Origin of the sequence: Hahella sp. NBU794 (assembly GCF_050749805.1) — a bacterium.
GTDB lineage: Bacteria > Pseudomonadota > Gammaproteobacteria > Pseudomonadales > Oleiphilaceae > Hahella.
In genome coordinates, this window is sequence record NZ_CP192738.1 from 1726290 (window position 1) to 1746064 (window position 19775).

Sequence of the window (19775 nt, forward strand, 5' to 3'; positions counted from 1 at the left end):
CATAGCGTCTAACTCATGCTGATGGACAGCGTAACGAAAAAGACCCGCATGATGCGGGTCTTTTTTATTGGAGCAGGTTTCGCAGGAGCGCCTGTCAGTATTTGACTCGCAGCGGAAACAGCTTGTTCGCGTTGAGCCAGCTCTCTTTGTCCTTCAACGGCTCCGCTTTTCCAGGACGCCAGTGCGCACCGCTTTTATCGCCATCGGTGACCACCAGCAGCGCGCTCTTATCTGTCACAAACTGCTTGTCGAAGTAATCCGCCAGTTGATCAAGGCTGAGTTTGTCCACTTCGCTGGCGATCTGGTTTAGGGTGTCGAACTGCTCGTTGCCAACGTCAATTTCCGTCCAGAACCGGTCGGAGCGCTGCTCCAGAGTCTGATCTTTCTCCATCAGGCGCGCCTTCAGCGCAGCTTTATGTTTCTCAAACTCCGCTTCAGGCAGCAGGTGCAACTCTTTCGCAAAACGAGCGATGAAGTTCTCGGTGGCGGTGTGGATTTGCTTCGGCGTGTGCGACGGAGATTGCACGATAAAGGCCAGGGCAGGCGTATCCAGCAGCGTATAGGGTGTGGCGAACACCACATAGCCCATTTGCGCTTCTGTGCGGATGTCGTTGTAGTATTCCGGCGAAATGATCTGTGCGATCAAACCGAAAGCTGCGCGGTCCGCATAGGTTTTCCCGGGGCCCTGAACATAATAAAGATAGGCGGAGTCCTGATGGGGCGTGCTGATTTCTTTAAACCAGTCGCCCCCTTGAATATCCACCACCGCGCTTTTCTGTACATTGACGATGTTGGCGCCGGCCATCAGTTGCGTTTCCACTACTTTGGCGGCGTGCAGCGCCTGCTCACGCGAGATATTGCCGTGGGCGAGAGCGACCAGATTGATATCCTTGAGCGCAGTGGGCGCGAACGCGCGTACGTCATCCAGCGTGATCTTCTTCAGCGCTTCAATCTGTTGCTGTTCCGTCCAGTAAGGTTGCAACAACCAAGTTCGAGCTTCTGAGGCAAGGCGCTCGAACGGCTTGTCTTGAATCGCATTTTTCAGATCGCGCAACATATCTTTCTTGAACTGATTGAAGCGGTCTTCGCGCAGTTCAGGATGCTTCAATGTGGTGAGAATACGCTCCAGTAGCACGGGCTGTTTGTCGCTGAAGCCGTCTATACGAAGCGTTATGCCGCGTAAATGCTTGTAGAGCTTGAAGTCCAACCCGGCGAGGTAGGCGGGATAGGAGTATTCGCTTAACTCGTCACGGGCCAGGGAGATAAACAACTCCGTCAGCGCCTGATCTCTCGGGCTCTTGTTAGCCAGCGGCGAGCGAATGCTCAAGTAGAAGCTGGATTTGGGAGAGTCGAAAGACAGGTCTTTGGCGAACCAGACTTCATATCCTGGGTGCTCATAGATCTTCTCGGGAACCGTCATGTCTGGGCCGGCCAGCAAATCGAGATCGTCTGGTATGAATTCGTTGGGGCCTGGCAGATGAATGGCGGCCTGTTGATCCGGTGAGCGGATCTCAGCGTCTTCTTCTGTGGTGAAGGCGCGCACGCTGTAGGGCGTTTCGTACCAGCGCTCAGTTTTATCGGTGGCGACTTCAGGCGCGGACAGCACCGCCAGCATATTTTCCGGACTCAAGCGGTCGGCGAATTCTTTCAACACCTTGGCGTCATAGTCGTCCATGGCGTAAGGCGCGCGCAACACTTGCTCAGGCGAGTGATCCTGCAGGCGACCCGCCAGACTGCTCACATAGTGGATGGGCGCGGCCTGATCCTGGAAGCGATAGGCGATATCCAGCATCTTCGCCTGTTCCTGAAAGCGCCATTCCTCAATGCCTTGCTGCTTGATCAGGTTGATGTAAGTGAATACGTCACGGACAACCTTAATCCAGTTCTTCTGGCCTTTCTCCGTCAGAGTGATGGAGACGCTGACCACAGAGCTGTCTTCCTCGCTGGTGAACAGACCGGAAGACAGTCCCTCCGCCAGATTCTGCTGTTTCAACCAGGAAAGCAGACTGCCTTCGCCTTCGTGACCGATAAGGTTGGTCAGGTAATACACCGGTTTGGCGTGGTAGTAAGGCTCAATCGGCGGCGCTTCAAACATCAGGTGTAAGGAGCGCTTTTCCTTGATCGGTTTGACGGACAGAAGCGTTGGCGCTGCGCCGGGTTTGAACAGGGGAGGTCGTTTCTGGTTGTGTTCGATGTCGCGCTTTTTCACGCCGCTGAACTTTTCTTTCACCCAGGCTTCCATCGTGTCCAAGGGCTCTTTGCCATAGACGGTCAGCTTCATGATGTCTGCGGAGTAGTGTTGCTCGTAAAACTTGAGCAGGGCGTCGCGGACGTCTTCGCCAGGACGGTCAGCCAGGGTTTCCAGGTTGCCGACGGCGAACTTGGCCATGGGGTGGTCCGGATTGATGGCCTGTTTCACCGCAGCGAAAAAGCGGCGACTGTCTTCCCGCAGTTTCGAGGTGTATTCCGAATGCACGGCATTCTTCTCACGCTCGACATAGGCTTCGGAAAACAACGGCGCGACAAACTGCTGGCTGAAACGGTCCAGCGCCGGCTCCAGCGCGTCGGCGTCCACATCGAAGAAATAGTTGGTGTGATCGAAAGCGGTGAAGGCGTTGTGAGAGCCGCCATGCTGGTTGATAAAAGACTGGTATTCGTCAGGCTGGGGGTATTTTTCCGTTCCCAGAAACAGCATGTGCTCCAGGAAGTGCGCCAGCCCCTCCCGACCGACTGGATCGGCTCCGCTGCCGACGTCCACATCTATCGCGGCGGCGGCTTTATCGGTTTCCGGGTCGGATATCAACAGCGCCTGTAAACCGTTGTCCAGCGTGACAGCCCGATATAGTCGCTTGTCATTCGGGCTTTTGGCTATGTTGTTGTTCACTGAGGGCATAGTGTTAGGACTTTTATTGAGAACGCTGCAAGCGGAAATAAAACTAAAAACCAGGATCAAAGTGCCGGCGGCTGCAACGCTAAGGGTTCTTGATCGCATAACTTAAGGCCATTTACTGAGTATAGGTGTTTTGCGGGATAAATTGGCGGGCCGTTGCAGTCTTTTGCTGTGCCGGCGAAGCCAATATCCGGTTAGCTGAGACACGTCCGCCAAGACTTGGTTCAATGATGTTTTGCGGGTTGGTTGGCTTGCTGCAGGGCTTCCAGCGCTGATGAGGCGATGGTTTTGGCCTCGCTCACGGATTCCCTGGCGCTGAGTTCGCTGATTTTTTTCAGCGCGCTTTCAGCGATGCCGGCGTTTTGTTCAATGATCAGAAACTCTTTTTTAAACGCTATATCGATGGCTTCATAAACTTTGCGGATGTTTTCCTGCAGAGCGTCCTTGTCGGTGGAGGTTTCGTTGATGGCGCGCAAACAGGCTTGCGCGATGCGGATGTATCTCTGGTCTTTATTGGTCATGGCGGCCACATCAGGTTAAACATGGGCCGAGTATATCACAATGGTTCTTGAGTCCGACCTGCTTAAGGAATCTTAATGTGAGACTTCATCCGCTTGCTGAAAATCTCTTTAGTACGACGTTATTGCCCGGTTTAGCGGGCTCTTAGAGGCGCGAAAATAGTGATCATTGTTGCGACGGGAAAAATCGAATGCAGGCAGTAGGACAACTCTTGACGTTGGTCAAGACAGGCCCCCTCGGCGAAGGTCTAATTTAAGCTGTCACATAGAATAAATAGTATCCAAAATGCGACTTTTCGCACTGGACAGAAACTCGCATTGGAAAGAAATAAGGAGATTGACATGGAACAGCACATTGCATTGGTTACTGGCGGCACAGGGGGTATCGGGACCGCCATCTCTCAGCGTTTGGCGGAGGACGGCTTTCGAGTGATCGCCACCTGCAGTTCGCCGGCCAGGCGCGCTCATGCGGAAGCCTGGCGGGCTGAGCAGAGGGAGCGTGGGTTTGATATCGCCATCGAACTCATGGATGTCTCCAGTTTCGAAAGTTGCGCCGCGGCCGCCGCGGATATTCGTGAAAAATACGGGGTGGTCGACGTGCTGGTGAATAACGCCGGCATCACCCGCGATGCAGTTATGAAAAAAATGCAGATGGAGCAGTGGAAGGATGTCATCGACACCAACCTCAGCAGCGTCTTCAATGTCACCAAGCAGTTTCTCGACGATATGCTGGAAAGGCAGTACGGCCGGATCGTCAATATTTCCTCCATCAATGGCCAGAAAGGGCAGTTCGGCCAAGTGAATTACTCCGCCGCCAAAGCAGGCATTCATGGTTTCACCAAAGCGCTGGCGCAGGAAGTGGCGCGCAAAGGCGTGACGGTGAACACCATCTCTCCCGGCTATGTCGCCACGGCAATGGTGATGGCGGTGGCGGAAGAAGTCAGAGAGAAGATCAAGGCGCAGATTCCCGTGGGGCGCTTCGCTGAACCGGAAGAAATCGCCCGTGCAGTATCTTTTTTGACAGCGAAAGAGGCGGGTTATATCACCGGCTCCAACCTGTCTATCAATGGCGGCCAGCATATGTACTGACGCCTCCGATGGAACCGGCCGCTGCGGCGGCCGGAGCCTCATTGTCGGTCAAACACTCTAATCCCTTGTGATTTTCTTGCACGAAATCCGTTGATTTCGCCTCCGTTGTTTTTACGCTCCGCAATGCCTCATCATCCCGCTTACAATGCGGGTTAGGGCGCATCGGAAGCGCGTCTTCCGTCAGTGTCGCCTTTATCAAATTGTAGTTATTTTGATCTAATCCATATTTCGAGCCATTGCTCTAACACAAACAATGAGTTGCGGAATAAAAATAAGTACACTCGTAAAGGTTTATAGCCTAGGCATTCGACAATAAAAACCTTTGCCATACTTAGAGGCTATACAACTGGAAAACAGGAAAGCTTTGCACTGAATCGGTGGAGCTGGGTTCATTAATAAAGTTAAAAAACATCAACCGGAATGGAGTGGATATGAACTACTTCGTGACAGGAGGCACCGGATTTATCGGTCGTTTCCTGGTTCCCAAATTATTAAAGCGCGGCGGAACCGTATATTTATTGGTGCGGGAGGCGTCTCTCCCCAAGCTTGATGAGCTGCGTGAACACTGGGGTGCGTCGGATGAGCAGGTAGTCGGCGTTGTCGGCGATTTGGCGGAACCGATGCTTGGCGTCAGTGAAAAAGATGTCGCGATGCTGCAGGGCAAAGTGGATCATTTCTTCCATTTGGCGGCCATCTACGACATGCAGGCCTCTGCGGAAAGTCAGGAGCAGGCGAATATTGAAGGCACTCGGAATGCGGTTAAGCTTGCCGATAGCCTCAAGGCCGGCTGCTTCCATCATGTCAGCTCCATCGCGGCGGCGGGTTTGTACCGCGGCATCTTCCGCGAAGACATGTTCGAAGAAGCGGAAAAACTAAATAACCCCTATCTGCGCACCAAGCATGAATCCGAAAAACTGGTGCGGGAAGAGTGCCAGACGCCTTGGCGCGTCTATCGTCCGGGCATGGTTGTCGGTCACTCTAAAACCGGTGAAATCGATAAGATCGACGGTCCTTACTATTTCTTCAAGCTGATCCAGAAGCTGCGTAGCGCATTGCCGCAGTGGATGCCCACCATCGGCCTGGAAGGCGGGCGCATCAATATTGTGCCTGTGGACTTCGTCGTGGACGCGATGGATCACATCGCGCATGCGGAAGGCGAAGACGGCAAATGCTTCCACCTGACTGATCCTGATCCCCATAAAGTGGGCGAAATTCTCAATATCTTTGCGGAAGCCGGCCACGCTCCCAAAATGGCCATGCGCATTGACGCGCGTATGTTCGGGTTTATTCCTCCGATGATTCGCCAGGGGATTGCGCGCCTGCCCCCAGTACAGCGGATGAAAACCGCTGTGCTTAACGACCTTGGGATTCCGGATGAGGTAATGAGCTTTATCAATTACCCAACCCGCTTTGATAATCGCGAGACTGAGCGCCTGCTTAAAGGAACCGACATCTCTGTGCCCCGCTTGCAGGACTATGCGCCGGCGATTTGGGATTACTGGGAGCGTCACCTCGACCCCGATCTATACAAGGACCGTACTTTGCGTGGGGCGGTGGAAGGGCGTGTCTGCGTTATTACTGGCGCCACCTCCGGCATAGGTTTGAGCGCCGCCCGCAAACTGGCGGAGGCGGGCGCCAAAGTCGTGATCGCTGCGCGCACCCCGGAAAAACTGCAGGAAGTGAAGAAAGAATTGGAAGCGCTGGGCGGCGAGATTTATGAGTACTCCGTCGACCTCTCTGATCTGGAAGACTGCGATCGCTTTGTCGCCAATGTCCTTAAGGATCTGGGGCATGTCGACGTATTGGTGAATAATGCTGGCCGCTCCATTCGTCGCTCCATTCAGCATGCGTTTGATCGTTTCCATGATTTTGAGCGCACGATGCAACTTAACTACTTCGGCTCATTGCGGCTGATTATGGGGTTTGCGCCCAGCATGCTGGAGCGGAGGCGGGGGCATATTGTGAATATTTCCTCAATCGGCGTATTGACCAACGCGCCTCGCTTTTCCGCGTATGTGGCTTCCAAGGCGGCGCTGGATGCGTTCTCCCGCTGTGCGGCGGCGGAGTTCTCCGATAAGAACGTCACTTTCACCACTATTAATATGCCGTTAGTGCGGACGCCGATGATCAGCCCCACCAAGATCTATGACTCGGTGCCAACGCTGACGCCAGAGGAAGCGGCGGATCTGATTGCGGAGGCGATTATTCATCGTCCGAAGCGCATCGCTACACGTCTGGGCGTATTTGCGCAGGTGCTGCACTCCATGGCGCCGAAGTTTAGTGAGATCATCATGAACACCGGCTTCAAGATGTTCCCTGACTCCAGCGCCGCCACGGGCGGTAAAGATGGCGAGAAGCCCAAGGTTTCCACCGAGCAGGTCGCTTTTGCAGCGATCATGCGGGGAATTCACTGGTAACGTCTATCGCTGTCGGAAAACGGGTTCCGGTCTTGGCGCCGGGACCCGGCTTATTATTATCAAGTATCCTCGTAGTCTGCCTGAATCAGGCCGTTGCGCATTAGAAAATTGGCGGCAAAACACCTACACTTGCTGGCTCAGGCTGCGTAACCCGAAAATTTTTAGGCATTATTTCGGTTCGTAGGGGCTCCGTGATTTTATAGGGCGGACCTATGCTCGCCATTAATAAATTAAATGGCGCGACAATAGGCTTGGTTCAGTGGAAAAGGTATGATTACGCCACTTTTGTGTGGTGTCTTCCACCCTCTGAACGCAGCAACATATCGCTGCAATAATTTGTTGAAATAACAAGCGTATTTTGATGCTTGCATCAAAACAGAAAATGTAATTTAGGAGAAACAACGATGGGCGTTCTAGTAGGAAAACCTGCTCCCGACTTTACCGTTCCCGCTGTTCTGGCTGACGGTCAGATCGTAGACGAATACAAGCTGTCTGAAGCAATCAAAGGCAAATATGCTCTGATTTTCTTCTACCCTCTGGACTTCACCTTCGTATGTCCTTCTGAGCTGATTGCACTGGATCACCGTGTAGAGCAGTTCAAAGAGCGCGGCGTAGAAGTGATCGGCGTTTCCATCGACTCACACTTCACTCACAACGCATGGCGTAACACGCCAGTGGACAAAGGCGGCATCGGTCCCGTCAAGTACACTCTGGCGGCTGACCTGAACCACGAAATCTGCAAAGCGTTTGACGTTGAGTCCGCTGGCGGCGTTGCGTTCCGTGGCGCTTTCCTGATCGACAAAGACGGCGTTGTGCGTTCCCAAATCGTTAACGACCTGCCGCTGGGCCGCAACGTAGACGAGCTGATTCGTCTGGTTGACGCGCTGCAATTCCACGAAGAGCACGGCGAAGTATGTCCTGCTGGCTGGAAGAAAGGCGACAAAGGTATGCAGGCTTCCCCAGAAGGCGTAGCTAACTACCTGTCTCAAAACTCCGACAAGCTTTAATCGCTGTCGAGTTAACGAAAAAGGCCGCTTTTGCGGCCTTTTTTGCGTCTAGGAGAAGGGGGTGACCCAAAAAAGAAAAGCGCTGTAAACAGCGCTTATCGAATCGGTGTGGATAACCTAAATCCGAAGATCAGTCTGCGTAGTCTTGCTGATCGGTAGTCCAGCCGCCCAATTCTTTCCAGCGATTCACGATAGAGCAGAACAGCTCGGCCGTTTTCATCGCGTCATATTCTGCGGAATGCGCTTCTTTATTATCGAAGGGAATGCCGGCTAACTGGCAGGCCCTGGACAATACTGTATGCCCATAGGCCAGCGCCGCTAATGTCGCTGTGTCGAATGTGGAAAACGGGTGAAACGGATTGCGTTTTACATCTCCTCTCTCGGCGGCGGCGAACAGGAACGAGTGATCAAAAGTGGCGTTATGGCCGACCAGGATCGCGCGATTACAGCCGTTGGACTTCACGGACTTGCGAATAGGGCGGAACAGCTCGTTCAGCGCATCGGCTTCGGGTTTGGCGTCGCGTAAAGGATTGAATGGATCAATGCCGGTGAACTCCAGCGCAGCCTGTTCGATATTGGCGCCGGCGAAGGGTTCCACATTGAAGCTGACTGGCGGTTCAGGGTAGAGCATCCCATCATCTTCCATGCTGATAATGACGGCGGAGACCTCCAGTAGCGCATCGGTCTTGGAGTTGAAGCCGGCTGTCTCGACATCCACCACAACAGGCAGAAAGCCGCGGAAACGTCTGGCGAGAGGGGATTTAGGGCGGTTTTGCGATTCAGACACTGGTTATCTACTTTTGGTTGGGGTGGCGAACATCTCCCGCCACGGCTGTACTGTTATGAGAAATAAAGGTTTTGCGCGACAGGAGAGTGCGCGAGGAGCTGCGTCAGAGCAGCTCGGCCTTCCAGCGAATGGTCTCTCCAGCGCGGAAAGGAACTATAGTTGAGTCGCCCAACGCCATGCTGGTGGGCATGGTCCAATCCTGTTTGCTCAAGCGTACTTTGCCGCTATTGACTGGCAGGCCGTAAAACTTCGGACCGTGATGGCTGGCGAAACCTTCCAGTTTATCCAGCGCGCCCAGCTCATCGAAAGCTTCCGCATATAACTCCAGCGCAGAGGGCGCGGTGAAACAGCCGGCGCAACCGCAAGCCGCTTCCTTCTTCTCTTTGGGATGCGGCGCCGAATCTGTGCCCAGGAAAAATTTATCGCTGCCGGAAGCGGCGGCGTCGCGCAGTGCAAGCTGATGTTCAGATCGCTTCAGAATGGGCAGACAATAAAAATGAGGGCGAATGCCGCCTACCAGCATATGGTTACGGTTATAGAGCAAGTGATGCGCAGTAATGGTAGCGGCGACATTAGAGTCAGCCTGATTGACAAACTCCACTGCATCACGGGTGGTGATGTGCTCCAATACGATCTTCAGGTCTGGAAAGCGCTCAGTCAACGGTGCAAGGGTTTCATCGAGAAAACGCTTTTCACGATCGAAAATATCCACGTCCGCCTGGACCACCTCGCCGTGCACCAGCAGCGGCAGGCCGACTTCACTCATTTTCTCCAGTACCGAAAAGACATTGGCGACATCAGTGACGCCGGCGTCGGAGTTGGTGGTGGCGCCTGCGGGATAAAGCTTGCAGCCATAAACGATCCCGCTTTGCTTAGCGACGACAATTTCCTCTGGAGAGGTATTGTTGGTCAGATAAAGCGTCATCAGCGGATCAAACGTCGCGCCAGCGGGAATGTGACTCAGGATTCGGCTGCGATAGGCTTCCGCCTGCGCTGTGTGGGTGACCGGAGGAACCAGATTCGGCATGACGATGGCGCGGGAAAACAGGCGCGCTGTCGCGGGTACGGTAGTCGCAAGGGCGTCGTCGTCGCGCAGGTGAAGGTGCCAATCGTCGGGCCGGGTAATGACTAAGTCAGACATAGAGTATCAACCACCAGGGCAATGCAGAAAAGCAGGGTTACAAAACTGCACGCAAGTATACCAGAACGGAACAGGATTCAGGGTAAAGAATTCCCGCGCCGGGCCGATAATATCGTTAATGTATGTTGTGATCACCGTGTTAGTGAGATTATCGTGCGCAAACTAACAATCGCCTCCATGATCGCCCTTTGCGGGGCTGCTCCAACCCAGGCCATGACTTTTTCGGCTGGCATTGAGAAAAGTCAGTGGTATTTATCTTCCTCCATATTTGAGTGCGCGTTGACGCATAACATTCCGCAGTACGGTAGGGCGGTGTTCTACCGGGAGGCGGGAGAGTCACTGAGATTCTATCTCGACACCTCGCGCAACCCTATGCGCGAAGGCGAAGCGGCTCTGGTGCTGGAAGCGCCCCGTTGGCGTCCTGGCATTAGCGTCCGAGACTTGGGTTACGTGGCTGTGTTGGACAAGCCGCACCCCATTACCGTGGATAATCCCAAAGCAGAGCAAATGATGGACAGCCTGCTGGAAGGGATGATGCCGACCTTTACGCGTCGAGCGCGTTTCAATGACGACACCGTCAGAGTGGAGGTTTCTTCCATCAACTTTTCCCGTTATTACGAAGACTATCTATCCTGTGTTTCCGGGCTGTTGCCTGTGAATTTTCGTCAGGTTGAACGTACAGCGGTATTTTTCAAGCTGGATGAGTCTGTGCTGACGGATCAGGATAAAAGAGAGTTGGACAAGGTGGTCTTGTACGTGAAGGCTGACCCTTCTGTGACGGCGATTTTCGTCGACGGACACACAGATTCCACTGGGCGTAGAATTTATAACCGCCGGCTTTCTAAAGATCGGGCGGAAGCGGTGACCGCCTATCTGACGGAGAAGGGCGTGACCTCCGAGAAAATCACCACCCGCTATCATGGCGAGCGTTATCCTGTGGTTAAAAACGCTGGCCCCAAAGAGCTGGCTCGTAATCGTCGCGCCACGGTCAGGCTGGAAAGAGGAACGCAACCGCCAGCTAAAGATGACGTCCTGGATATTTCGACAGAAGAGCTTTAATAACGCTCCATTTTTAATCAGCCCCCATAATCTGCGCCTCGCCCTGAATGGCGTGCGCGCAGTCACCTTGCTCAGCCATAGAAAACTTTGTACGAAGGGCCTAGAATAACCGCCTTTCGTAATCTCTTGGGAGCATCGTCATGTCTAAGGTCAACAAAGTCGTGCTCGCCTACTCGGGCGGGTTGGACACCTCGGTAATCGTTAAGTGGCTGCAAGAAAACTATAACTGTGAAGTGGTGACCTTTACTGCTGATATCGGTCAGGGTGAAGAGGTTGAGCCGGCTCGCGCCAAAGCGGAAAAGCTTGGCGTCAAACAGATCTTCATTGAAGACCTGCGCGAAGAATTCGCACGTGACTTTGTTTTTCCAATGTTCCGCGCCAACACTATTTATGAAGGCGAGTATCTGCTGGGCACTTCTATCGCGCGCCCCTTGATCGCCAAGCGTTTGGTGGAGATCGCCAACGAGACTGGCGCTGACGCTATTTCTCATGGCGCCACCGGAAAAGGGAATGATCAAGTGCGCTTTGAGCTGGGCGCTTATGCGTTGAAGCCAGGCATTAAAGTGATCGCGCCCTGGCGTGAGTGGGATCTGACCTCAAGAGAAAAGCTGCTGACCTATTGCGATACTCATGACATTGCGGTGGAAAAGAAGAAGGGCAAATCTCCTTATTCCATGGACGCCAACCTGCTGCACATTTCTTATGAGGGCGGCATTCTGGAAGATCCTTGGGCGGAAGCGGAAGAAGATATGTGGCGCTGGTCCGTATCTCCTGAGGCGGCGCCGGATCAGGCGACCTATCTGGAACTGACTTATAAAAATGGCGATATCGTCGCCATCGACGGCGAAGCCTTGGCGCCGCACGAAGTCATCGAGAAGCTAAACAAGATTGGCGGCGCTAACGGAGTGGGACGTCTCGATATCGTTGAGAACCGCTATGTGGGGATGAAGTCCCGCGGCTGCTATGAAACGCCAGGGGGAACCATCATGCTGCGCGCGCACCGCGCCATTGAGTCCATTACTCTGGATAAAGAGTTGGCTCACCTGAAAGACAGTCTGATGCCCAAATATGCTGAGCTGATTTACAACGGTTACTGGTGGTCGCCAGAGCGTCTTGCTCTGCAGAAATTGATCGACGAGTCACAGCAGCATGTCAATGGCGTGGTGCGGGTTAAGCTCTACAAAGGCAACGTGGTTGTCGCGGGACGTAAGTCTGAAGATAGCCTGTTCGACGACCGTATCGCCACTTTTGAAGATGACGGCGGCGTATACAATCAACGCGACGCCGAGGGCTTTATCAAGCTGAATGCGTTGCGCATGCGCATTGCCGCCGATAAAGGCCGTAGCATGAAATAGCGCCGGACTCGGTCCAAAATAAAAAAAACCGCCTGAATGGCGGTTTTTTTATGTCTGTCCAGCAGCCCTCCTCGCAACGGAGGGCGCTTTCTTTGTTGCTTGCCTTAGTTGCTAAGGTTTAACTGTTTGTTGGTTCTGGCTTGATAGTTCGCCTCTGTCTCCAGGCCGGTCGTTTCACCCGCCAATGCTGCGGTGGTGTCTACAGCAGCGGATGAGATTTCACCGCCCAGCGTGAAGAATGCGATGGATTCCGTTACGCCTTCAGCAAATGATGCTTGGCGGCGCGCAGTTTCTGCGGCTACGTCTGGGTAAGACGAGGACTCCGACGATGAGACGATCGGCAGTACGTACATAGCATGAGAACCATAGCTGAGGCGGCTGATTAATGTGTCAGGCGAGCCTGAGGGCGCTGCAGCGTCAAGCGTATTAGTGGCGCCCATTTGCTCGGCCAGTTTGTCCACGCCGGATAACAAGTCTGGATAAGGGGTTCCAAAGCTGGTTGTCAGCTGGGTGGTTTCCGTCTCAATAACATTGGTTTGATCGCTAATGTAGCCAGCTTGCGCGTTGCCGTTCACGTCAGGGCGTCCCGCCAATTCAATCATCAATACGCCTGTATCGTCAGCGGAAGTTTGGTAATTCCCGCTATAGTTAACCGACGTATTCAAGTTGTCAGCGAAGCTGATAGGGTCAACGGCGTCCAGCGCAGCCTGAAATACTCCCAGGAAAGTTTCATAACTGGTAGTTCCCTGGGCGATTCCGGCTGCGGACAAGCCGCCAATAATGGTGGGTGCGAATGATGGCGAATTCTCCAGCATGCGTACAATGCCTGAGGCCGGGGTTAATAACGCTGCGGCTTTAATGTTGTCCATTGGCGTGCTGTTGGCGACGGCGACAAACGGCGTGCCAATAAGTGTCCCTAATGAGTGACCCATAAAGAACACATTGTTGTTATCCAGATCGCCTGCATTGAAATCTGTGCCGTCTCCATCCAGGTCAATCGAGCTGATGGTCTGTCTCAGGTTTAGCAGGTCGATAACGCCTTGGCGATTCTTGTCGCGGCTATTGATAAAGCCAGTCAAGTTGATAAACAGACTGCCGGACGAGCCCGAGGCGCTGGCAGGGTCAAAGTTCATTGCTATCGCTTGTTGCGCTGCGTTGGCGGTGTAATCGAAGTGACGTTCGTTATCCGTGTGGGCGATGCCAGGGATGGTGCTGCCGGCGTTGGCGACAGTGTTCTCAAATGAGGCCAGCGCTAGAATGGCTGCGTTAAGGCTCGCATCTCCGCTTGAGCCGCCAGCTAAAACGCTGTTAATGATCGTTTGAGCTGTCGCCGCATCGACAGAGGCGGCCGCCATCACGAAACCAAGATTAAGCTGGCCATCCACTACTGCTTGGTTATTTGTGTCATTTGGGGCGAGTGATGCTGGTAGTCCGCTCTCTTGGCCTGCAGCCAAGAGCGTTGCAGCCAGGCCAAGCTTTTTCGCAGTCGAAGCGGGGGCTACGCCATGTACGACTTGATCAATCGCGATCGTGGCGAAACACTTTTCAGCCAAAGCTGTTCCGATTGACAATGCTGCGCTCCGATCTGTGGTAATACCGTGTTGGAATATCACGGTTTTCAGCGGAGGCGGGCAGTCAGTGGTGTTGTTTGGATAAATCGCTAACCAAGGGATGGATAATGCATCAACTCCGCTAGTGGTGGTGTCTGCGTCAGTCTGCTGTGGAAATGGGAAGACGTAGTTGACCACGGAAGAGGTTGCGTCACGAGTGGTGGTATCCCCTTGCGGTAATGCCAATCCTGCGGAGCTAAAGGCTGTATTTAGAGCGTCCGCCAATGCTTTGTTTGCCGTCCATGTGCTGGACTGAATTGTCGATCCGTCGGAGTCGGATGGAACGCCCAGATAATACGGTACACCAATGGTTCCTTGTGACACCATTGGTGTGATGCCATTGGTGTTGTCCAGTAAAGAGCTGGTTAATGCGGAAACCAGATTTACCGGTGTGCTGGAGCCGCTATTCGTCACTGTGCGCGCTTTTGGGGTAGGTAAAAGTGCGGAAAAGCTGGAGGTTAATGCTGTAGCTGCGCAACCTATCGCTGTGGCGCCTGTGAGGCCGTCACAACCAAATGGTGGAGCTGCGCTGAAAATAGGGCTGAAAGCCGCCTTTTGTGCGGTGGTTGGGAATGCAGTAACCGCCGCGTCTGCAGCAATTTTTATGTCAGAGTAGTCTACATCTGAATCGCTATCTACGCTTGTACCTGCCGTTATCACTGCTTTGGCGGCGCTGATGCGAATAAAGCCTGTTAATTGGTCGTTAAACCACTCCGCAGGGTTAGCTATGTACTCCATTACCTTCTCGTCCCCAGAGGTGGTGAAAGAGTAGGTTAGCGCTATATTGTTGACAGAAAGCGGGTTCATGCTCAGAGCGGAGCGCGTCGTGTTATTCAGTGTGAAGTAAGTTTCCGCAACAGGCTCCCAGAAGCTGTTAATAATGGTGCGCACAGGCTCAAGCTGGGAAGAGGGCAGATTGCCGCTACCGGTTAACAGGTAATAGTTGGGATCCATAGATATGGCTTGCCCTGTGGCGTCCTCAACTTCGTTGGTGACTATGACTAAATAGCGGGTCTTGGGCTTGAGGGGTTTGGTCGGTTGAATTCTTAAAGTGCTGGCGCCAGATAGCTCGATGACAGAGGCTTTGATGGCTGGCGCATCCGCTATTGCGGCGCCAAGAATAGCGGCTGCGGTAGCGGGGTCGCTTTCAGCGGACGCCAATAGTGCTCCGGCTGCTAAAGGTATAGTCGGCGGTTCAGAAATGGTTAAGCCCTGAATCGGTTCCCCGCTGGCATAGGCCAGCTCAAGTAAGAAAACGTTTTGATTAGGATTGGGGACCAGGCTTCCGCCGGAAGAAATAAACGAGTCGGTGCTTAAACTGCCGCCATCAAGCTCGCCGGAGAATGATATGTCGATGGGAGCGATGGTGGAAGCGCCGCTTAAAGACCCTAAAGCCGCGAGGACAGGATTGGCTGTAGAATCTGAAAAAGTGCCGTCTGCCGCGGTCTGGTCAAGTAGAAGATCGTTGGGAACGGGGACCAGGCTTGCGATAGGGTTGAATAGTGGCCAAATTTTGCCCTCAAACTGCCCCTCTAATGAGTCAGGCAAATCCCCATCAAATTCATTTTGCGCGCCAGCATTAGCATTGCCGCCGCCGTTGCCTCCACACCCCGATAAAGTGACCGCCGACGCTACCGCCAGACTGAGAAAGGTTTTCTTGAACATAGGTAGGACCTTCTTCCTTTTATTATTGCTTTCAGAATGTTCCCGGCGTGACTGAATTATTCGCTCCAGTTCTGCGCCAAAAAAGTTTTATCAGCATAGGTTAGATTTCATCGGCCTGAAAGCCGTGAAATCATACGCCGCACAATAAAATAAGCCTTTCGCCCGATGTGTTGGCGTCATCAGGGCGCAGGCATTTGGTGATTTTCTCATGCATCGTCAGGAGTTTAGCTCATTTTTTCTATGAGCGGACTCCCTAATTCACAAATGGGAAAAATAGATTAGGCCCAGTCCTTAGGGCTACGGTTGCAAAGGCGCTGTATTCGTTAACAGTTTAAGGCTGAACTTGGGGGGCGAATTAGGTACAATTTCCGCCTAAATCAAATAAGGCGGGCACTTGGCGTCCTTTGGGAGGCGTCGCTGTCAGCCAAAGCTGTGACTACTCCAAGAACCATGTAACAAGAGAGTGCGTGCATGACCACCGTGATCCGTCAAGACGATCTCATCGACAGCGTATTCGACGCGCTGCAGTTTATCTCCTACTACCATCCCGTCGACTTTATCAAAGCGGTTCATGCTGCCTATGAGCGCGAAGAGTCCACCGCCGCTAAAGATGCGCTGGCGCAAATTCTGATCAACTCCCGTATGTGCGCGGAAGGGCGTCGTCCTATCTGTCAGGATACCGGCATCGTGACGGTGTTCCTGAACATCGGAATGGATGTGCAGTGGGATGCGGATATGAGCGTCGAGGATATGGTAAATGAAGGCGTACGTCGCGCCTACCTGCACCCTGACAATATTCTGCGGGCGTCCGTCTTGGCTGATCCTGATGGCGCGCGCAGAAACACGAAAGACAATACTCCCGCCATTATTCATATGAAGGTCGTTCCTGGCGACAAAGTGGACGTGCACGTCGCGGCGAAAGGCGGCGGCTCTGAAGCAAAATCCAAGTTCGCCATGCTGAACCCGTCTGATTCTGTTGCAGAGTGGGTGCTGGAGCAGGTGCCGAAGATGGGCGCCGGCTGGTGTCCGCCTGGAATGTTGGGTATCGGTATTGGTGGAACCGCCGAAAAAGCAATGGAATTGGCCAAAGAGGCGTTGCTTGACCCTATCGACATTCAGGACTTGCAAGCGCGTGGCGCAGCTAACCGCAGCGAGGAGTTGCGTCTGGAGCTTTTCGAGAAAGTAAATGCGTTGGGCATCGGGGCGCAAGGCCTGGGTGGTTTGACGACGGTGCTGGACGTTAAGGTAAAAGACTACCCGACCCATGCCGCCAATAAGCCCGTCGCTATTATTCCCAACTGTGCGGCGACCCGCCATGCGCATTTCGTGCTCGACGGCAGCGGGCCTTCTCTGCAAACGCCCCCTAATCTGGATGAGTGGCCGGAAATCACCTGGGAGGTCGGAGCCAACGTTAAGCGTGTGAATATGGATTCGATCACTCGCGAGGAAATTGCGTCCTGGCGTCCCGGCGATACCGTGCTTCTGTCAGGAAAAATGCTGACGGGCCGCGACGCTGCGCACAAGAAAATGGTGGATATGCTCGCACGCGGCGAATCCTTGCCGGTGGATTTGAAAAATCGCTTCATTTATTACGTGGGCCCTGTGGACCCCGTGGGCGATGAAGTGGTTGGGCCTGCCGGGCCAACTACATCTACGCGGATGGATAAGTTCACTCGCACTATGCTGGAGCAGACCGGTCTTATGGGTATGATCGGCAAAGCTGAGCGCGGCCCTGTGGCGATTGAAGCGATTCGTGACAATAAGGCTGTCTATCTGATGGCTGTGGGCGGCGCAGCCTATCTGGTTTCTAAAGCAATCCGTTCTTCCAATGTCGTGGCCTTCCCTGAGTTGGGAATGGAGGCGATCTACGAGTTCGAAGTAAAAGATATGCCGGTTACCGTGGCGGTGGATGTAAATGGCGAGTCTGTGCATCAAACTGGTCCAGCGGAATGGCGTAAGCGCATTGCGGAAAGCGCTGTGAAAATAGTCGGCTAAGATAAATGTTGGCGATCTTTTTCTTGTGGAGTTAGGCTACAGCGACGCTGGGGCGAGCGCTCCGGCAAACGCTTAATTCAAAACAAGGAGAAAAAGCATGAGCGATACAATTCCAAGCTGCGAGGCCTGTAGACCTGACGCTGAAAAGGTGGATCCAGCGAAACTTGAGAAGTACTTGAGTCAGGTGCCCGAGTGGCGTTTGGAAGAGCGTAACGGCGTGCAAATGATCAGCCGCAACTACAAATTCAAAAACTTCGCTTTGGCGTTAGAGTTCACCAATAAGGTTGGCGCTATTGCTGAGGAAATTAACCACCACCCTGAACTGGTGACCGAGTGGGGTAAGGTCAGGGTTACCTGGTGGAGTCATACTATTAAAGGTCTGCATGAGTTGGACTTTGCGATGGCTAAGCGGTGCGAAGCAGTCTTTAACGCATAGAGGTCTGTCGCGTCCCGCTGGCGTCTCACAGCTGGTAGGAAAATAATGGAAAGAACATATCGACTGGTAATCGCCTGTCCTGATCGGGTCGGCATTGTTGCGAAAGTGACCACATTTCTGGCTACTTATAATGGCTGGCTGACCGAAGCGAGCCATCACTCGGATCCAACCAACGGCTGGTTCTATATGAGGAATGAGATAAAAGCGAGCTCGCTCCCTTTTGATCTGAACTCATTTCGCATAGCGTTTGAGCCAATCGCCCGGGAGTTCCAGATGTGCTGGCATGTGGCGGACTCGCAGCAACCCAAGCGTATTGTTCTGATGGCGAGCAAGGAGTCTCACTGTCTGGCGGACTTGCTGCATCGCTGGCATGCGAAAGAGATGGATGGAGAGATTGTCGGGGTTATCTCCAATCATGATGACTTGCGTCGCATGGTGGAGTGGCATGACATTCCCTATTATCACGTGCCGGTGGATGCAGATGACAAGTCCGTCGCATTCGCTGAGGTGGAGCGATTGGTGGATGCGCTGGATGCAGAGGTCGTCGTTCTTGCGCGCTACATGCAGATTTTGCCGCCGGAGCTTTGCGACAGGTACACGGGGCGCATCATCAATATCCATCACAGCTTTCTGCCGTCTTTCGCGGGCGCTCGTCCGTACCATCAGGCGTACAAGCGTGGCGTCAAGCTGATCGGCGCAACCTGTCATTACGTCACTCAGGATCTGGATGAAGGTCCAATTATTGAGCAGGATGTGATCAGGGTGAATCACAGCGATACCATTGAAGACATGGTGCGGCTGGGGAAAGACGTAGAGAAGCAAGTGCTTGCGCGAGGCTTGCGCTATCACCTGGAGGACCGGGTGATTGTTCATGAGAACAAGACCATCGTATTTGAATAAGGTCATTATTGACTGACATCAAACCCGGGGCGTTCGCTCCGGGCTCATGAGTTGGCGTTTCAGGTATATGGGCGTATCTTTAAGGTATCAGCGTAATTAAAGGAAGACGCTGACAGGGCGGTTAACAATAACCATCAGCAAATGCCTGCCTTAGGAGAGTCCCATGTTGCGATCCGTGAAAGTGCGCGATTATATGACCACCAATTTGGTTGTCTTTTCCCCTGAAACAGAACTGTTTGAAGCCATTCATAAACTCCTTAAAAACAGTATTTCCGGCGCCCCTGTCGTAGATGGTAGGGGGAATCTTGTGGGGATGTTGTCGGAAGTGGATTGCCTGAAAAGCATCCTGAGTGGTAGTTATTACGACTACGAATCTCTGGGCGGCACTGTTGCTGAGTATATGACCGTGGATGTGGATGTCGTCGGGCCGGAGGAGGACATTCTTGCTGTCAGTGAGCGCTTCATTAATGATCGTCGGCGTCGCTTTCCTGTAGTGGAGGAGGGGAAGTTGGTGGGGCAAATCAGTCGTAAGGATGTGCTGCGCGCTGTTGCGGACTTTGTCGCCCCCCAGCGGTTTCATCAGTCGGCCTGACTCGCTAAAAAGAGTGGCGCGCGTTGGCTGATGCGCGCCGCCAACTAGCCTCTCCTGTTGCTGGAGGGAGCGGTTTTTTGCGCCTAAAAAATATCTTATTCTCGCCCTAATTAACTTCGTTGCCGCCGCCTTCTATGCTAGACTTGACCGCTTGTGGCGCAGCCCTTGGTCGAGTAAAGAGTGTGCGATTACATGCCGCTTGAACTGACTCCCCGCCGGGTTCAACGACTGCAAGACGAGCGAACCAGGGTTTGGACAGACTGTGGGTAGAACAAGAACCGAACTATCCTTTCTAGAATAGGTTATTGCTATAT

At 53.3% G+C, this 19775-nt stretch carries 14 protein-coding genes; 9 read left to right on the forward strand and 5 right to left on the reverse strand.

From position 1 onward, the window contains the following. Nucleotides 1-94: 94 nt before the first annotated feature. Nucleotides 95-2893, reverse strand: coding sequence for an insulinase family protein (locus ACQYWX_RS07795; protein WP_431688408.1), 2799 nt, complete (start codon nucleotides 2891-2893; stop codon nucleotides 95-97). Nucleotides 2894-3114: 221 nt separating this feature from the next. Then, on the reverse strand, nucleotides 3115-3411 hold the full coding sequence (locus ACQYWX_RS07800; RefSeq protein WP_011398751.1) for a hypothetical protein: 297 nt from the start codon (nucleotides 3409-3411) through the stop codon (nucleotides 3115-3117). Nucleotides 3412-3750: 339 nt separating this feature from the next. Here ACQYWX_RS07800 and phbB point away from each other — a divergent pair, with 339 nt between their 5' ends. The 3 genes from phbB to ACQYWX_RS07815 all read left to right on the forward strand — a co-directional run bounded on the left by phbB (nucleotide 3751) and on the right by ACQYWX_RS07815 (nucleotide 7921). Continuing rightward, on the forward strand, nucleotides 3751-4497 hold the full coding sequence (gene phbB / locus ACQYWX_RS07805) for an acetoacetyl-CoA reductase (RefSeq protein ID WP_279503390.1): 747 nt from the start codon (nucleotides 3751-3753) through the stop codon (nucleotides 4495-4497). A gap of 431 nt (nucleotides 4498-4928) precedes the next feature. Further along, nucleotides 4929-6914, forward strand: a complete 1986-nt coding sequence (locus ACQYWX_RS07810; RefSeq protein ID WP_431688409.1) for an SDR family oxidoreductase — start codon at nucleotides 4929-4931, stop codon at nucleotides 6912-6914. Nucleotides 6915-7318: 404 nt separating this feature from the next. Then, nucleotides 7319-7921: a peroxiredoxin gene (locus tag ACQYWX_RS07815; protein WP_011398748.1), complete on the forward strand. Its 603-nt coding sequence runs from the start codon at nucleotides 7319-7321 to the stop codon at nucleotides 7919-7921. Nucleotides 7922-8051: 130 nt separating this feature from the next. Here the strand turns inward: ACQYWX_RS07815 and rnt are convergent, their stop codons facing one another. After that, entirely contained in the window at nucleotides 8052-8708 is a 657-nt protein-coding gene (rnt, locus tag ACQYWX_RS07820; RefSeq protein ID WP_011398747.1) for a ribonuclease T, read from the reverse strand. Nucleotides 8709-8811: 103 nt separating this feature from the next. Continuing rightward, the gene (gene pyrC, locus ACQYWX_RS07825) at nucleotides 8812-9849 is read right to left on the reverse strand and encodes a dihydroorotase (RefSeq protein WP_216737300.1); all 1038 of its coding nucleotides are present in this window, start codon (nucleotides 9847-9849) and stop codon (nucleotides 8812-8814) included. Nucleotides 9850-10002: 153 nt separating this feature from the next. Here pyrC and ACQYWX_RS07830 point away from each other — a divergent pair, with 153 nt between their 5' ends. Together ACQYWX_RS07830 and ACQYWX_RS07835 are read left to right on the forward strand one after the other, a co-directional pair. Next, complete coding sequence (locus tag ACQYWX_RS07830) at nucleotides 10003-10908, forward strand: flagellar protein MotY (protein WP_371824060.1); 906 nt, start codon at nucleotides 10003-10005, stop codon at nucleotides 10906-10908. Nucleotides 10909-11048: 140 nt separating this feature from the next. Continuing rightward, nucleotides 11049-12263 (forward strand): argininosuccinate synthase, encoded by a 1215-nt coding sequence (locus ACQYWX_RS07835; RefSeq protein WP_127969249.1) that lies wholly within the window; start codon nucleotides 11049-11051, stop codon nucleotides 12261-12263. 104 nt (nucleotides 12264-12367) lie between these two features. Here ACQYWX_RS07835 and ACQYWX_RS07840 read toward each other — a convergent pair whose 3' ends face one another. Further along, complete coding sequence (locus tag ACQYWX_RS07840) at nucleotides 12368-15538, reverse strand: Ig-like domain-containing protein (RefSeq protein WP_431688410.1); 3171 nt, start codon at nucleotides 15536-15538, stop codon at nucleotides 12368-12370. Between the two features lie 471 nt (nucleotides 15539-16009). Here ACQYWX_RS07840 and ACQYWX_RS07845 point away from each other — a divergent pair, with 471 nt between their 5' ends. The 4 genes from ACQYWX_RS07845 (at nucleotide 16010) to ACQYWX_RS07860 (ending at nucleotide 19461) form a co-directional block, all read left to right on the forward strand. Continuing rightward, nucleotides 16010-17533 carry a fumarate hydratase gene (locus ACQYWX_RS07845; protein WP_216737297.1) on the forward strand — a complete coding sequence of 508 codons (1524 nt, stop codon included), beginning with the start codon at nucleotides 16010-16012 and terminating at the stop codon, nucleotides 17531-17533. 97 nt (nucleotides 17534-17630) lie between these two features. Further along, nucleotides 17631-17969, forward strand: a complete 339-nt coding sequence (locus ACQYWX_RS07850; RefSeq protein WP_431688411.1) for a 4a-hydroxytetrahydrobiopterin dehydratase — start codon at nucleotides 17631-17633, stop codon at nucleotides 17967-17969. A gap of 45 nt (nucleotides 17970-18014) precedes the next feature. Next, a complete protein-coding gene (gene purU, locus ACQYWX_RS07855) occupies nucleotides 18015-18869 on the forward strand; it encodes a formyltetrahydrofolate deformylase (RefSeq protein WP_216737296.1) in 855 nt (284 codons plus the stop codon). A 163-nt stretch (nucleotides 18870-19032) separates the two neighbouring features. After that, nucleotides 19033-19461: a CBS domain-containing protein gene (locus ACQYWX_RS07860; RefSeq protein ID WP_216737295.1), complete on the forward strand. Its 429-nt coding sequence runs from the start codon at nucleotides 19033-19035 to the stop codon at nucleotides 19459-19461. The last annotated feature ends 314 nt before the right edge of the window (nucleotides 19462-19775 follow it).